The organism is Hallella bergensis DSM 17361 (assembly GCF_000160535.1).
Taxonomy (GTDB): Bacteria; Bacteroidota; Bacteroidia; order Bacteroidales; family Bacteroidaceae; genus Prevotella; species Prevotella bergensis.
Genome location: NZ_GG704781.1, coordinates 740,003 through 757,555 on the forward strand (window position 1 = coordinate 740,003; position 17,553 = coordinate 757,555).

6 protein-coding genes are annotated in these 17,553 nt (G+C 47.5%); 5 read left to right on the forward strand and 1 reads right to left on the reverse strand.

Features of this window, described 5'->3' with window-relative positions; translation table 11 throughout:
* Positions 1–308 precede the first annotated feature (308 nt).
* The 4 genes from HMPREF0645_RS07070 to HMPREF0645_RS07085 all read left to right on the forward strand — a co-directional run bounded on the left by HMPREF0645_RS07070 (position 309) and on the right by HMPREF0645_RS07085 (position 10,220).
* Positions 309–3,164: a ligand-binding sensor domain-containing protein gene (locus tag HMPREF0645_RS07070; protein ID WP_007174247.1), complete on the forward strand. Its 2,856-nt coding sequence runs from the start codon at positions 309–311 to the stop codon at positions 3,162–3,164.
* A 177-nt stretch (positions 3,165–3,341) separates the two neighbouring features.
* On the forward strand, positions 3,342–6,548 hold the full coding sequence (locus tag HMPREF0645_RS07075; protein ID WP_044123360.1) for a SusC/RagA family TonB-linked outer membrane protein: 3,207 nt from the start codon (positions 3,342–3,344) through the stop codon (positions 6,546–6,548).
* Positions 6,549–6,584: 36 nt separating this feature from the next.
* Positions 6,585–8,336, forward strand: coding sequence for a RagB/SusD family nutrient uptake outer membrane protein (locus HMPREF0645_RS07080; RefSeq protein ID WP_044123361.1), 1,752 nt, complete (start codon positions 6,585–6,587; stop codon positions 8,334–8,336).
* 72 nt (positions 8,337–8,408) lie between these two features.
* Positions 8,409–10,220: a hypothetical protein gene (locus HMPREF0645_RS07085; protein WP_044123362.1), complete on the forward strand. Its 1,812-nt coding sequence runs from the start codon at positions 8,409–8,411 to the stop codon at positions 10,218–10,220.
* A 215-nt stretch (positions 10,221–10,435) separates the two neighbouring features.
* On the opposite strand, the gene HMPREF0645_RS07090 is transcribed toward HMPREF0645_RS07085, so the two are convergent.
* A complete protein-coding gene (locus HMPREF0645_RS07090; RefSeq protein ID WP_007174251.1) occupies positions 10,436–11,032 on the reverse strand; it encodes an RNA polymerase sigma factor in 597 nt (198 codons plus the stop codon).
* Between the two features lie 947 nt (positions 11,033–11,979).
* On the opposite strand from HMPREF0645_RS07090, the gene HMPREF0645_RS07095 reads away from it, so the two are divergent.
* Entirely contained in the window at positions 11,980–17,544 is a 5,565-nt protein-coding gene (locus tag HMPREF0645_RS07095; RefSeq protein ID WP_007174254.1) for an alpha-2-macroglobulin family protein, read from the forward strand.
* Positions 17,545–17,553: the final 9 nt, after the last annotated feature.

Consider the following 17,553-nt stretch of genomic DNA (forward strand, 5'->3'; position numbering starts at 1 on the left):
ATAAGGGTTATCACTCCATATGTCGGATGAACCAAAAAATTGATAGTTGAAAGCCAATTTGCATTGATACAGGAACAGTCGCCATAGTCGGACAATCTCATTTTTAATACAATTTCCGATGTAAACCTCCTTTTTTTCTTTATCTTTGTAAAGGTGTACCAAGCACGATCCTAAAGCATTTACACATCATCTTTCAAATGAGGTATATATTTGTATTTTTGACGGTAGCATTGTTGACTTGTCCGGTAAACGTTCTCGCATCATTTACAGACCGATATAATGCAACATATCTGACGATACGAAATGGTATGCCCAATAATTTCATAGACGACATTTACCAAGACAGCAACGGCTTTGTATGGATAGCAAGTCAAGGAGGAGGTCTTGTCAGATATGATGGTTATGCGTATTCCTATTACGGTATTGGGCACTCTGATTATCCTCTGAAAAGTAATTCGTGCCGAAATATCTGCGAGGACGATTTCCGACGGCTGTGGGTGGCCTTTGAGGAATACACCGACGTACTCGATTTGCGACTGATGAGTAGTTGTATACCACCCTGCACGTCGGAAGTGATCAACCATAAACTAAAGGGTATTCTTGCTGAAAACTGCATCAGAACGTACAACGACGGGCATCAACATATCTGGATCATCACCACAGCACATATTTATATGCTCTCGTTCGACGAACAGGGATCAATTTGTGGCATTCTACAGGCCAACTGTATTCCGAGCACCCCTGACGTTGCCATCGAATATATAGATGGCATCGGAGTCTGGATAGCATTTGGTGGCACCTTGCACAGGTATGTTGTTCCGAATGGAGCAGTCAGGGGTATAGCCAAACTCAAAGAGCAAGCTTCCCCGTCTCACGTTGCCATTCCGAAAAACACCTACATAACAGCCATTCTACGCCAAGGACAAAAAATTTGGCTCGGCACGAATCAGGGACTCATGCTCTGTGGTCGGGAAATCAAGGAATTTCATCATTCTGCAGATCCACGCTCCATAAGCCATGAGTTTATAAGCTGCCTCTCCATAGCCCCTGACGGGAAATTGCTGGTGGGTACGCTTGCCGGGGTTGATATCTATGACGGTCATGGCTTTGAGCACTGGAACACCAGTTCACCCACCACTCCCCTTGGCAACAATTTTGTCAACTGCATCTTGAGTAAAAATGGATTGGTTTGGGTTGGAACCGAAGCGGGTGGCATAACGGCATTGTCACCCCGCCATCTTGACATTATTAACTACTTACACAGCACCGATATCAATTCCATATCACCCAATGCTGTAAATGCCATGTATATCGAGCCCAATGCCACCGTTTGGGTGGGTACTGTGGAGGGAGGGCTGAACCGTACTGCATGGGGGACTGGGCATTTTACCCATTACACCACCTCCAACTCATCATTGAGCCACAACTCTGTGTCTGCACTCACTGCAGACACACATGGCAATCTGTGGATCGGAACGTGGGCCGGAGGTGTCAACGTAATGAACATGAACGGCAGGTCTGGGCCGCGTCCCCTGCACGTGGACAGACCCTATGCCGAAGCGTTACGCTTTATAGGAGCCTTGGCCTATGACCCATATAACGATGCACTGTGGATTGGGAGTAACGATGGAATATTCTATTATGACATTAAGGACAAAACAATATCCGACCCGTTTCCCGGCAACAGAGAGATAAGGGGCTGTATAGGTTCCATCATAGACCGTGACGGCGTGCTATGGATGGGCTGTATCGCAGGTGTGGTTAGGGTGTCGTTGAAAAACCGCGCTAAAAAGCAATTTCGCGCAAAGTGGGTGACGACCAAGCTGGATAAACCGGAAAGTGGGATTATAGAGAAAATCAGTTGCTTCTGCCAAACCCAAGATGGCACCCTATGGTTGGGCAGCAATGTTTATGGTTTATATCGTCGCCAGCTTGATGGGAAAGGGCATGAAACCTTTAAAGTATATACGGCAAATGACGGATTGCCCAGCAACTGCATCAAAGGTATTGCCGAAGCACCCGACGGTACGCTGTGGATTGCCACGGCAAACGGTCTCTCACAGATGAACCCCAAGCGGGAAACCTTTGCCAATTACAGTGAGGAGGATGGGCTTGTATGTTCACAGTTTTATTGGAACGGGGCTCTGGCTGGCCCTGGGGGATGGATTCTTTTGGGATCGGAAAAGGGACTGACGGCTATCAACAGTCGCCACAAGAAAGCCGAAGTACCTGGAAAGCTGACCTTCACGCACGTCAAAGTCAACAACCAGGATGTAAGAACAGGGAGCAAATATCTCGAAAAAGATATCAGTTGCGCTGAGCGAATATCACTTCATGAGAGTGATAAATCGCTCGATATCGACTTTGCCACGCTGAGTTATATGGGGGCTCACCAAGGAAGCTACAGTTATCGACTAAAAGGATATAATGAAGACTGGATAACACTTCAGTCTGGCTTACATTCCGCTCACTACACCTCATTGCCCGCTGGCAAATATCTGTTGGAGGTCAGATACAATCCAGCTGTTGGCAATGGAAAACCGCAAATAATTGCGCTCCATGTACAAGTTTCGCCATATTTCTGGAAAAGTTGGTGGTTTATACTTTTGTGCCTTCTTGCGGCTGTATATGTTATACAATGGTTATACCGCCGTCGTATGGAAAGCATGAAGCGATATGAACGCGAACTCATTCTGATGCCTATCAAGAAGGCACTGAACGAGAGCGACACTCCACAGTTGCTACAAAAGCGAATAGAGTCCATCTTGGGCAATCACAAGAAATATCAAGAGAGCCAAGAGAAAAGCTTAGAAGCTGATAAGCGTACTGTCGACCACTCCCAAAAACCATTCGTGGATCGGTTAATGGAAATTACTGAGCGCAACTACACTGACGCAGATTTTGGAGTGACAGAGCTTTGTGAGGCCATGGGCATAAGCAGAGCCGTGCTCAGCAAAAAAGTTAATGCTGCCGTTGGACTATCCACCAATCAGTTTATCCGAAACTACAGACTTGACGTTGCACGCAAGCTCATCACGAAGAATCCAGGCGGAAGAAATATAACCGAAATAGCATTCAGCGTGGGTTTCAATGATCCCAAGTATTTCACGCGGTGTTTTACCAAGCTGTACGGCGTTTCGCCGTCTGCCTACATGGCCAAGTAAACACACATCTTTACGTTTTATCCACCTAATAAAACGTTTTGTCCACCTCGTGTAGAGTTGGCTTCTTTAAATTTGCATGCATTAAATCAAATCAAAACTGCATACCTAAGCAGTCAAACAGATCACTAATAACTCATAAGAATGTATCTGAATTATAATAACCTAAAAACAAGTAAAATGAGAAAACAACTATTCACTGTGATGCTATGTCTGGGTATCATGGGCGGGGCTTCCATGTGCCCGATGCCAGCCATGGCCTCCATAGCACAAGCACAGACCATCACGGTCAAAGGCCAAGTTGTTGACCAAGACGGACTGCCCCTCGTAGGAGCAACGGTCAAGGTGAAAGACTCCAAAGGAGGTTCGGTGACAGACCTTGATGGTAATTTCCAATTAGAAGTTCCCTCCAATGCAACACTCGTGGTGAGTTATGTAGGATTTACCGACCGTGAAATAGCCGTGCGGGGCCGAGCCATTATCGAACAAATCCAACTTACTGCCGATGATAATATCCTCGAGCAAGTTGTGGTCGTTGGCTATGGTACGCAAAAGAAAGCCGATCTGACCGGTTCGGTCTCTGTCGTGAATGCAGATGAATTAAAAAAGACTTCAAATTCTAATATTTCTACCATGCTTGAGGGTAAAGTGCCTGGTGTACAGATTACCACCGACGGGCAGCCAGGTGCCGACCCCTCCGTGCGCATCCGTGGTATTGGCTCATTTGGCAGCACTGCACCCTTGTATGTTATCGACGGTGTTCCAATGGGAACCACCATACGTGATTTCTCGCCCAATGATATTGCTACCATTCAAGTGCTGAAGGATGCTGCCGCTGGTGCCATCTACGGATCGCGTGCTGCCAATGGCGTCATTATCATCACCACCAAAAGTGGTATGAAGGAGCAACCATTAAAGGTAGACTATTCCGGCTATGTGGGTATAGACAATGTTTCCAGTGGCGTCTACGATGTTATGAATGCTGATCAATATAGCCAGTATATTGGGCAGGCAACTGCCAATTCAGGTACGCCCCTGCCCGGAGGCTACAGCAAGGATGCCAGCACGGGTAACTATCGTTTCATGGACGACACCAATACTGACTGGTTCAATGAAGTTTTTAAGACCGGAATCCGTCAGAATCACAATGTAAACCTCAGTGGTGGCGGAGCACACAATACTTATAATGTCGCTCTTGACTATTTCGACCAAAGAGGCACGTTGGAGGGTGCCGGCCCCAACTATAAACGCTATACAGCACGTGTAAACAATACGATGGACACCAAGTTCATCAAATTCCGCACCAGTCTCGTGTATTCTCACTCGGATCAAGACAACATGGGACTTTCCAACGCTTCTGAATATGTTCAGGGGCTTTACGGCGACGTGACCAATGTCTTGCGTGGCACTTTGCTGATGCAACCCACCATCAAGGCTTACGACCGCTCCACATGGGTGCTTGATGATCGAGTGGGCTTGGCCAATAACTATAGATATGACGCATACGGTTATGGAGTATATTATGATAATATCCATGGTGACATTTCGGCATCAAATCCACTTCTGGTCAACAACCTCTTGGTACGTAACACCTTGGTAGATCGTTTCGTGGGTAGTGCCTCAGCCGACGTAGACCTTTTTAAAATGACTGGGCTGAATACCAAAGACCACAGCCTTCATTACAATCTCAATCTCTCATACAGTAAAACCCACGCCAAAGACCACACATGGATTTCGGCATGGGCACAGAGTAACCGCGTTTATCTTGATAAAACTAACGAACGCCTCACGAAAGGCGCACGAAGCTATTCTGACGCATTGATTGAGAACACGCTGACATACGATGGTAAGATCGGCAAGCACCACATCAACTTCGTTGCTGGGCAGACCTATGAGGAAGAAAACACCAGCATTCTTTCCGGACGGGGTATTAACTTCCCCGAGCCTTACTTCCTCCAGATCCAGAACGCAGCCAATACATACGCAGAATCTTACGAATACAAGCATGCACTGGCTTCATACATAGCCCGTGTCAACTACAACTACGACGAAAAATATCTCCTATCAGCCATCGTTCGCCGAGACGGAAGCTCTCGTCTCTCCAAGGACATACGCTGGGGAACCTTTCCTTCCGTCTCACTGGGATGGCGCTTCGACAAGGAGAGCTTCTTCCCCATCAGCCATGACATTGTCAGCATGTTCAAGTTGCGCGGAAGCTACGGTGTGCTTGGAAACGAGAATATTGGTGAATACCAGTACCAGGCCACAATGATTCGCAACAACATGACCTACAGCTTCAACAACTCCCCCGTTACCGGTTCTGCGGTTTCGACTTTCGTAAATACAAATATTGCTTGGGAAAAGAAGAAAACTACCAATATTGGTATTGATGTAGCCATGTTCAGCAATCGTCTCGAGTTTACTGCCGAATGGTATAAAAACCGCTCCGAAGACTTGCTCTATGGAGTTCCCGTTCCGGAACAAGCTGGTGTGTCCAACACAAGCGTCACCATGAACGCAGCATCAATGGACAACAGTGGCTTTGAATTTTCTGCACTCTATCGCAATCGCGACCATGCTCTGAAATACGAGATCAGTGCCAACCTCAGCACCCTGAAAAACAAAGTGACATCCCTGGGCTTCGGCACAACTTCTTTCATCACAGGTGCATATGCCACATACGTAGGACAGGAGATTGGACAGTTCTATGGATGGGAGTTCGAAGGAATAGCCCGAACACAGGACGACTTGGACAACCACGCCACCCAGCAAGGAGCCAATATTGGCGACTGCCTGTATAAGGATGTGAGCGGCATAGACGGAGTTCCTGACGGAAAGATCGACGAGCACGACCAAGTCGTCCTCGGAAGTGGCCTTCCCAAGGTGAACTTTGGCATCAACGCACACTTGGAGTATAAAGGATTCGATATGAGTATTGCCACCTACGGCGCACTCAACTTCCATGTGTCCGACGATATCTACAACAGTCTGAACTCTGCATACGGATGGGGAAACAGGGATGTCGCCATGCTCGATGCCAACAGGTATTCAGAGGATGGACTTACTTATCTTTCCAGTGTGCCGCGCACGTATGCCACAAACAATGCAACATTACCATGGAACGACCTATTCAGCTCGCGTAAGATACAGAATGCTGCATATTGGAAAATCGCCAATCTGGAACTGGGCTACAACTTCCCTGACAAATGGTTTGGCGGACTTGTAACAAATGTGCGTGCCTACGTATCAGGCCAAAACATTTACACCTTTACAGGATACCATGGGTATAATGTAGATTATGCCGGAGGAACTTTCACTCCAGGATATAACTTCTGTTCATTCCCCAGCACACGCAGCTTCATGTGTGGCCTGCACTTCACGTTCTAACCCTGCACCTAATTACTTAACATGAATCATTTCAATATGAAACTATATCATTTTTTCCTTGCCCTTTTCCTGGGGCTTGCCACATTCACCTCTTGCAACGATAAGCTGGAGCTGGTCAACCCCAACCAGCAGACTACAGGAACCTTCGGCTTCAATGCCGATGATTTGGAGGAAAGCGTCATAGCAGCCTACAACCATATTCGCATGGAAGGCTCGTATGCCCGTGTAGGCTATACTATCGATGTCTGCCGTGGGGACGAAGCCTGGAACTCCTCCCAAGTCTGGTATTTGCCCTTCGACGACCTAAATGCCTCGGCTACCAGCGACATCACGTGGTGGCCATGGCGCGAGTGGTATTATACCATCAATGTGTGCAACTTCGCCATATCTCGTTGTGACGAGGACAACACCCAGCTCTCCGAACAAATGCGCCGCATCAAGGGTCAAGTTCTGTTCTTTCGGGCACTCGCCTATTATAATCTCGCCGGATATTATCAAAATCCTCCGCTCATTACAGACTATGCCAGTTATTCAACACTTGATGGACTCTATGGTACCAACAGCACGTATGACGAGATACTCGACCAGGTAGAAAGAGACCTAACGGAGGCTATGACTCTTCTACCCTCGCGCGATGAAGGAGGCGAGTGGGCCGGTGGACGTGCCACGAATGGATCTGCAGCCGGCTACTACGCACGTACGCTGATGCAACGCCACAAGTATGCCGAGGCTCTGTCTGTTCTTAAGGATATTATCAACAAAAAATATGGCACTTATAAACTTGTCGCCAACTATGGTGACAACTTCCGCCAAGGACCAGAGTTTGAGAATAATGCCGAAAGCCTGTTCGAGGTGCAATTCCTCGACTATGGATCTCAGGGCACCGACGACGAGTGGACACCAGTCAACACAAGTCCTAATGCTACACAAGGTTCTGCCATCGAGAGCAACTTCGCCCCTGGAGAATTTGGAGGCTGGGCCGACATCTCCGCGTCGCCCTGGCTCTACCACCTTTTTAAACAAGAGCGCACCACGACTGGGAAGCTCGACCCACGTCTCTATTGGACCATCGGTACATACGAGGCTGACTGGGAGGGATTCGAATATGGCAATGTGGCCTTTACCAGGCCCTTGACTGCAACGGATACCGTGGTGACGAACAACATCAACGGAGGCTTGCCCATTGCCAAATACACCAATTTCCGCACCGGCATTTATGACAAAGTCGTGACCGGACTTCACGATGGCATCAATCTGCGCATGATGCGCTATGCCGACGTGCTACTTCTTGCTGCCGAATGTGAGAATGAGGTGAACGGCCCCACACAGCAAGCTATCAATTGGATTAACGAAGTGCGCACGCGTGCCGGCTTGGCTAACTTAAAGCTGTCCGATTTCCCTACGGCCGACAAGCTCTTCGAACAGATAGCCAATGTGGAGCGGCCCAAGGAATTCGGATGCGAGTTTGGTCGAGGCTTTGACCTCATACGCTGGGGATTCTTCTACAGTGCTGATCGTCTGCAGCAGCTCAAGGAGCATGGCACATTCCGACGCTCGCTCTACAAGGCCAAAGAGCCAGTGAAGTATACTGATGTCGGCATCGATCCACAGCTGAAGAGTTCTTACGACACCTACTTGCCAGGACATGAGTTCCTGCCTATCGTCCAGACACTTACCAACAAGAATCCCAACCTCAAAGGCAATTCGGCCAACGAGGGAACTGACAATGCTGAATACTTCAGACAGAATGGGTGGAAAGTCCGTCCCGTGGTGAATTTGAACAAATAGAAATACAAAAATTACTCCCCGTGAACACGCTGCAATGATCATGGGGAGCCAAAAATTATTTATATCAAGAATATGAGACATCTAAATAGAATAGCAATCGCCTGCTGTACTGCCCTCATTGGGCTATGGTCTATGACAGGCTGTGAGGGAGGCGACTTATACGATGTGAACGCCCCCGACTGGATTTCCCAGAAGATAGATTCGATAGAAAGTGCCAAGAGCACGGGTGAGGAAGAACCCCTGGTGGGCATGCAGGAAGACGTCTACACCTTTGGTGCAACCGACTTCTCCTCTGGATTCTGGCAGGCATTCTCCAAGTATTATGTTGTCCCTGATGGGGAAAAATGGAACGCAGTATTCAACCTCAACATCAATCCCGGAGACAACACGTACTACAAGAATTTCGCCCTTATCGTCTGCAGTGACGCTGCACGTGGCGAAGCCGGATATGTGGAATATGGAGCTTACAGATTTGATGCTACCGGCGACTCTGCAAAATATAACTCGCAGTGGGGCAACCACCTCTTCTTCAAATATACCAACAGCACCCTACTGCTGTCGCCCGACAAGAGCAACACTGATGCTAACGTGCAGAAACTTGGCGGCAAGATCACGCTCACAGTAGACCGTTCCAAGCCTGACACTTTTCTCATCAAAATAACCAACGGTGTAGCAACCAAGACCTACACACAACCCTACAAACTGCCCAATCTCAATACCAACGCAGACAACAACAATATTCGTTGTTTCATTTGTGTGGATGGTTCATATATCGATTTTATGCAAACCAACATTGTCCCCATTGGTGGAACCACATCAGCCATGGACAAGGCTCCCATATCCATGGAGTTGCAGAATGTGCCCGACGAGGTAGATCGTGGTACACCGCTCGACTCTGCCATGGCCAACGTGTCAGCACTTGTTACCTTCGAGGAAGAAGTAACCAAAACCGTTCCCGCGGCAGAACTCTATTTCTCTGCCATTCCTGACATGGAAAACATTGGCAAGAAAACATTGGTGGCCATTTACAACAAGACCTTCAAGGGCGAGAATGCTGCTAAGCCGGTCGTGAGTCATGCCGACTTCAACGTGGTGGACAAAATCTCTGCCATTGCCGTCACCCAGTCACCTTTCCTTACTCACTACTACTTCTGCAAGACAGCTGCTACCAACGATCTTACTGATCGCACACTGGCATTCGATCCCGCCGGCTTGGAGGTCACGGCCACTTATGCCGATGGTAGCACAAGCGTCATGAACAATGCCAAACTTAAGTTCTCGCCCATCCCTGCCACCGCGGGTGTACATCGCATGACAATCACTACCAAGAACGGCAAGGAAGCCTCTGTCAATATCACGGTTTCAGAATCCGAGGTGACGACCGTAGAGGCTACCCCGGGAGTTCTCGGACCAACAGACAACAGTGGTGCATGGTGGTCAGCCCATACGGATAATATTTTCGTTCCGGCAGGCAAGACGCGCGCGGTGAACTTCACCAATTACAGCAGCATGGCCAAAAACTGGAACAACTTTGTTGTAGTATTGCGTACCCACGACAATGCCACAGAATATGGAGTATTGCGATCGGACAATTACGGATGGGGCAACGGTTATGCGGCGGTAAGATCCAGTACGCCGCCAAGTGATTGGGCAACTTGGCTGGCAGCCATGAACGGAGCCAAGATAACCGTCTATGTCACCAACTGCAACAACGGCACAGCTGATGTTCAGGCAGTAATCAAGGGTTCAGACGGTAAGGACTACAGGCTCTATTATCTTGGACTGAACACCGTAGACGTAGACGATCTCAACTTTGCATTCACCATCGACGCATGTCATCTTGAATTTGGATCGGCGTCTGCCAAAAAACACAACCGACCATAACCGGTAACGTCTCAAGAACAAGGTAACCATTCGAAACAGGAAGACTTTTCCAAGTACAAGAAAGCCTGTTTTGGATGGTTTCCTTGTAAATGTCAGCGTTTCTTGGCAGCAACGTCACGTCAAGATTACACAACGCCTTGCATCTCCAAGAAATGCAAGGCGTTGTGTTAGATGGTATTTGATTTGTAAACCAAGAATGGCGTCAGTCAGCTGGACTAATCAATTTGCAGTTGCATGTTGTTTTCACGAGCCATCTTGCGCATGTTCAGTAGGGCATACCGCATACGACCCAATGCAGTGTTGATGCTAACATTGGTCGTTGCTGCAATTTCCTTAAATGACATGACTTGATAGAATCGCATGAACACCACTTCGCGCTGGGCAGCGGGCAAATGGTTCATCATCTTCTTGACATCACTGAGCACCTGGTCGCTGGTAAATCGGTTTTCGATATTCGAGTCCAGCAGACTGTCGTTGCTTATATTGGAAAGATCGTTGTCCTCAGTAGGTTCGACTATCCGCTCAGCTTTTTGCTCACGATACCAGTCCATGATCACATTGTGGGCAATACGCATACACCACGCACTGAACTTGCCGATCGGTGCATATTTGTGTCCCTGCAACTTGACTATGATTTTCACGAATGTCTCCTGAAACAAGTCATTGGCCTTATCCTGGTCTCGGACTACGAATAAAATATATGAAAATAGTTTCGTCTGATTACGTGATAATAACAGATCGAATGCACGATTGTTACCATCCATATAGCATAATGCCAACTCCTCGTCGGACATTTTTGCAAGATTCTTCATTTTCTTAATTATTGTTGATTAAGTAAATGTCAGTCAATAGGCTTATCAATAAATGGTTATTTTTTGTTATTATCAACTGCAAATATATAATTTTTCTATAGTATGACCAAATTTTTAACAACTTAAATGCAATAAAAAAGGTTCATCCGACATTTAGAGTGATAACTCTTATTTAACACGAGATGCAAGATTATTCCTGACGAGGATGCCTCCAGTGTCCTATTACATCAACTAAAATGAATCATCGTTCATCCATGCAGTTTTGTTCTCATCAACAGTTGTCCGGGATGAATCCTGAGACAACAGATGCTGATATTTTTTCTGACAAACATCTCTCTATATTTCGCGAATTTAAAAATAAGAATCCATTGGTTTGAAATTCGAAAAATTTGAGAGAATTTGTAGAGGTTTGACAATCAGGATTTTAATTAATATGATTTTACTATACGATTTTTGTCGTCTACGATTAGATATCAAATGCCACTGCGGTTAAACTCTAATCACGATGCGACAAAAGCTCGGTTGTGCAATCAATAAGCTCAAATCGCGGTGCCACAAGGCTGTAACCGCATAGGTCTTGTGTTTCTGATGTTCTTCAAGAACAAAGTTATCCGCAAAAACATGGCGCATTTCTGTCCAGATGAGACGAAAGGAAATGGCCGGAAACGGTAATAATATTTTATAAAGTGAAGAATGAAGAATATGCACTACATGACTGACGTATCACTCGAAATGTCGGATGAACCATAAAAAAGATGATCCAAGGTTGGTCATACCTATTTGGCACGAGCACACATTCAGAACAAGAAATCTTTAGAGCCCTGACTCCTTTTTACACCAAAAGGAAAAAGCTTTTGGGAATTTATTTCCGGATTTTTATTTCGATCGGCTTATATATCACGATTTTTATGTAAATTTGCAATACTCATATACAATAAGAAAACAAGATGAAAAAAATCATAAACCTACTTATGCTACTGGTTATGACTGTTCCAATGTTTGCCGACAGCTTCACGTCGTTGTGGAAAAAGGTGGCCGAAGCAGAGGCCAAAGACCTCCCCAAAACACAAATAGAATGTCTGAAAAGCATTATCAGCAAAGCCGAAAAGGAAAAGACATATGGGCAGTTGCTCAAGGCGCAGCTCCGATACGCGGCTGTACAAACCCAGATTTCACCGGATTCGTTAGAGACAGTAACCAGACAACTTGAGCACAAGGCTCTGACAGCCAAGGACGATGTGCTTCGTGCGGTCTACGCCTCGGCTCTGGGCAAGGTGTATCAAGCACAAGACAACGATGATGCTCAAGCCAAGAGCAAGGCGTGGTTTGCCCAATCGATGGAAAAACCTGCTCTGCTGGCTGAGCACAAAAGCACAGAATACGAGCCAGCTGTCATCAGTAGCATCGATAGCAAAATCTTCTACGACGACCTGCTACACGTCATTGGCTTTGAGGCTGAGGCCTACGCAACCCTACGCAACTATTACGCTAAGCACGGGAATCGGGCCGCGGAATGCATCACGGCACTGTACGAGCTGCGGCAAAACCACCGGATGGATGCCACGAGAAGAAGCAAGTCAAAATACCTCCAGTCCGTAGACTCACTGATCAAAGCCTACGGTGATCTCAGGGAAGCTGGCGAATTGGCTATCGAGTACTACCAAAATATGTCCGAATGCGTTGATGTCACGGCGGAAGATCGTGTCAACTACATCAACTATGCCCTGAGCCGATGGGGGGCGTGGGCACGGATGAACATTCTGCGCAATGCCCAGAGAGACTTGGAGCAGCCCTCGTTCAACATCAACATCGGCGACTATATGCTGCTGCCCAACATGGAACGCGAAGTGCGCATCAACTCCGTCCGCAATATCAACGAGTTGAACGTCAGCCTATACAGGCTCAATGTTAAGGGTAACACCGAACTGAATCCCGATAGAAAGGAAGACTACGCCAAACTTCAAAAACTCATTTTGCCCGGCACTGTGCAAAGCGTCACAAGGAAATATATCGGTCAGCCGGCATGGAAAGAAAACTCCGACTCCATCACGCTGAAAGGACTACCCATAGGCGTGTATCTCATGGAGGCCACGACCGACAACAAGGACATTGCCCCGCAACGAGCGCTGCTCCGCGTGAGCAACCTCTACGTGATGCACGAAGGACAACCCGGCAAGCGCATACGCTTCGTTGTGGTGAATGCGACCACCGGCAAACCGGTACCCGGTGCACATATCGTTTTGAGCATAAAATGGGGAGATCGTTATGAAAAAGCAAAGAAGATAAACCTTACCAGCGATAAATACGGGGAGGTTATCCATCGCTGCGATGATAGAACTCCGTACCAAATATATGCCTATACCAACGAAGACCATGCTTGTGGCAACTTCGACATGAACGGCTACTATTCACATTGGGACGGTAACTCCGTGCAGCAGATTCTGAATGTATATACCGACCGCTCTATTTACAGACCTGGTCAGCAGGTCCATGTCACGGCCATCGCCTATGAAACCAATAGCAAGACGCTGCGCTCCAAAGCCATCGGCAGTCGGAAAATCACGTTTTCTCTGCACGATGCCAATGGCAAGGAGGTTATCACGAAGGATGTGATGACCGATGATTATGGTACGGCTGCGACCACATTCGCATTACCTCAAAACGGCCTTACCGGAAGATTTAGCATCTATGCAAAGGGGGAACGCTTGTATGGCGGAACATCCTTGAATGTGGAGCAGTACAAACGCCCAACGTTCCAAGTAAGGTTTGACGCCTACAACGAGAAATATACGCCCGGCGACACCGTGAAAGTGCAAGGCAGAGTAGAAAGCTATGCAGGCGTTCCAGTGCAGGGAGCCAAAGTGGAATATACCGTCGAGCGTCATCGGAGCATCTGGTGGCATTGGAGAATTGACGAATCGTCGCCCATTCTCATCACCGACAGCACCATCACCGCAGACGACGGAACATTCACGGCCAAGATGCCCATGCTGTTCCCCGACGACATAGAGCCGGGTATGCCCTTATATTATAATGTAGTGGTAAACGCCAAAGTTACCGATGGAGCCGGCGAGACCCACGAAGGTTCATTCTCGCTCCCACTGAGCAACAAGTCAGCAATACTCCTTTGTAACTTACCGGAGAAATCGCTCAGAAACAGTCTGAAGACCTTCACTTTCACCCGGAAGAATATTGCAGGACAAAATATTTCAGGCACCATCCGTTACCAAATTGACGACAATGCATGGAAAACAGCAAAGGCTAATCAGCAGATTACCATCGACCGGAAGCTCGCGTCGGGCAAACACCGAATTGTGGGCATCTGCGAAAATGATACTGTAACGCACGACTTCATCATCTTCTCCTACAACGACAAGAGACCGGCCGTGGAAACTCACGATTGGTTTTATATATCCGACAACCGGTTTAGCGACGATGGCAAACCGGTCTATATACAACTGGGTAGCTCCGACGAAGATGTGAATATCTATTATTCCGTATTCACTGGCGACAAGATATTAAGTCAAGGCAGGAAAGTTTTGAGCAACAGTGTGATGACCGAAAAGCTGACTTATCAAGAAGCCTACGGCGATGGCATCACTGTGAACATCGCGTGGGTGAAGCAAGGACGACTGTACACTCACAATTTCATGCTGGAACGACCTGTACCCAAAAAAGAACTGACACTGTCTTGGAAGACTTTCCGCAACAAGCTTACCCCCGGCCAGAAAGAGGAATGGACTTTGCAGATACTCGGACCGGACGGAAAACCGTCAAGGTCGCAGCTTCTTGCCACCATGTATGACAAGAGTTTGGATGATATTATCATGCATCATTGGGACTTCACGGTGAACTTTAACCTTGAACTCCCCTACGTAAGATGGTACGGCGGCAGCAACGAAGCATTAGGGCTTTACGGCTTCCAAAATTTCAAGAGCCTTGCCGAGCATCCGCTGAAATTCAGCCATTTCGACAAAACCATGTTTGAGTTTGCTTCGCCATTAATCAACTTATATACCCGGGCACAGCCATTGGGGAAACTAAGTTCTGCCAATGTCAGAATACGGGGTACAAAATCACTGGCCAAAGTAGCTATGGCGCAAGAAGCGGAGATGTTGGCAGACACTACCGTTGACAATGCGGAGATGGACGGAAGTTATGACCAGACATCGGAGATGAAGAAAAGCGAGAATACTGAAGTCACTGATCAGCAATACGGTAAGAATGGCCAAAATGGACCTGTGCAATTGCGTGTGAACTTTAATGAGACCGCCTTCTTCTTCCCCGCACTCCTCGCTGACTCACAAGGCAATGTCAAGATTAAGTTTACCTTACCCGAAAGTGTAACCACTTGGCATTTCATGGGACTTGCCCACAACGAGCAAGTCGACTACGGCATGATCAGCGCCGACGTCGTTGCCAAGAAAACGGTGATGGTGCAGCCCAATCTTCCACGCTTTATTCGTATGGGAGACAAGGCCAATATCAGCAGCCGTATCGTGAATACCTCCGACAAAAACATAACCGGAACAGCACGTTTGCAAATTATTAATCCGGAAACAGAAGTCGTTGTCTGCGAATGGAGCAAACCCTACGCCATAGAAAAAGGCAAGACCGGTCATGTGGACTTTAATGTGGATGGTAACAAACTCGCCGATCTCGGCAAGGGTGCGGAACTTTATATTGCACGCATCACGGCAGAAGGTGACGGATATAGTGATGGCGAGCAGCATTACTTACCTTTGCTGCCCAATCGTGAATACGTCACTACCACCGTGCCTTTCACACAGAACGGTCCCGGCGTTAAAACCATAGACCTGAGCAAACTGTTCCCAACCAACAGTGCGCAAAACAAGCTTACCGTAGAATATACCAACAATCCGGTATGGCTCATGATACAGGCCCTGCCATCGGTAGCCAATCCTTACGAAAAGGATGCCATTTCGTTAGCCGCTGCCATCTATGCCAACAGCATCGGATACGGCATTGTTAAGTCTGTGCCGAAAATTAAGCAGACTATTAAGCTATGGCAACAGGAGCAAGGCAAGGAGACCTCTATGATGAGCAATCTTGAGAAAAACGAAAGCCTCAAGACGATGGTACTCTCTGAAACACCTTGGCTGGCCGCTGCCGAAAAGGAAACCGACCAGAAGCATCAGCTTGTCAACTTCCTCGACGAATCAACTATCGGTTACAGGACGGATAATTTTATCCAAAAGCTCCGGAGCTTGCAAAACGCTGACGGGTCATTCAGTTGGTGGCCGGGTATGCATGGAAGTGCCTATGTAACCATAGCCGTGACCAAGATTTTGACCCGTCTCAACACCATGATGGGCACTGTTCAAGCTACATCGGCAATTCTCGACAATGCCTTTGAATATCTCGACCGTCGCATTGCTGAAGAAGTAATCGAACTTAAAAAACAGGAGAAAAAAGGAGAAAAGAATCTCATACCCAGCGAATTGGCCTGCAATTATCTGTATTGCAACGCATTGGCTAATCGCAAAGAGACCAAGACCATGACGTATCTTGTGGGAGTGTTGGAGAAGATGCCAACCCAACTCACCATCTACGGAAAAGCAGGATCAGCCGTCATTCTTGCTCAATATGGCAGAAAACAACGCGCTGGGGAATACTTGCAAAGTATCAACGAGTATTCCGTTTACACCGAAGCAATGGGTCGGTACTTTGACACCCCACGTGCACAATATAGTTGGGCAGACCACAAAATACCCACGCAGGTGGCAGCCATAGAGGCTATGAAACTCATTAAGCCGAACGATAGCAAGACCATCGAAGAAATGCTTCGATGGCTGTTGCAAGAGAAACGCACCACCGGCTGGAACACGCCAATCAATGCCACAGATGCTGTCTTTGCATTCTTAACCGATGAACGCAGCAAAGTGGATAAGGATAAGTTCACCTCCGGAGCACAGACCACGCTCAAAATCGACGGTCAACCGCTGGCGTTGCCACAGGCCACAGCTGGACTGGGCTATGTCAAGACCTCTGCTTTTGCCGGCAACAACGCTACATTTACGGCCGAAAAGACGAGCGAAGGCACTTCTTGGGGGGCACTCTATGCACAGTTCTGGCAGGAAAATACAGAAGTAAAGTCTGCATCGTCAGGACTGACAGTTCGTCGCGAAATCCTATCTGCCAACGGCAAGAAAAATGCCACAAGACTTCAAGTGGGCGACAAAATCACGGTACGCATCACCATCAAGGCCGATCGCGACTATGACTTCGTGCAAGTGCAGGACAAGCGAGCCGCCTGCTTGGAGCCAGTCGGACAAATCAGCGGATATCATTGGAGCTACTATTGCAGTCCTCAAGACAATGTAACTTCCTACTATTTTGACCGTATGAGCAAAGGAACGCACGTTGTAGAAACCCAATATTACGTAGACCGAGAGGGCAATTATGCCACCGGTATCTGTACCGCACAATGCGCATACAGTCCTGAATTTTCAGCCCGGGAAGCCGCAAAAAAACTGAACGTCAGCAAATAGCATCACGCG

Excerpts from the sequence above, each read along its gene's own strand:
- HMPREF0645_RS07075 (WP_044123360.1), top strand. The coding sequence starts at position 3,342 with ATGAGAAAACAACTATTCACTGTGATGCTATGTCTGGGTATCATGGGC.
- HMPREF0645_RS07095 (WP_007174254.1), top strand. The coding sequence starts at position 11,980 with ATGAAAAAAATCATAAACCTACTTATGCTACTGGTTATGACTGTTCCA.
- HMPREF0645_RS07090 (WP_007174251.1), bottom strand. The coding sequence starts at position 11,032 with ATGAAGAATCTTGCAAAAATGTCCGACGAGGAGTTGGCATTATGCTAT.
- HMPREF0645_RS07070 (WP_007174247.1), top strand. The coding sequence starts at position 309 with ATGCCCAATAATTTCATAGACGACATTTACCAAGACAGCAACGGCTTT.
- HMPREF0645_RS07080 (WP_044123361.1), top strand. The coding sequence starts at position 6,585 with ATGAAACTATATCATTTTTTCCTTGCCCTTTTCCTGGGGCTTGCCACA.
- HMPREF0645_RS07085 (WP_044123362.1), top strand. The coding sequence starts at position 8,409 with ATGAGACATCTAAATAGAATAGCAATCGCCTGCTGTACTGCCCTCATT.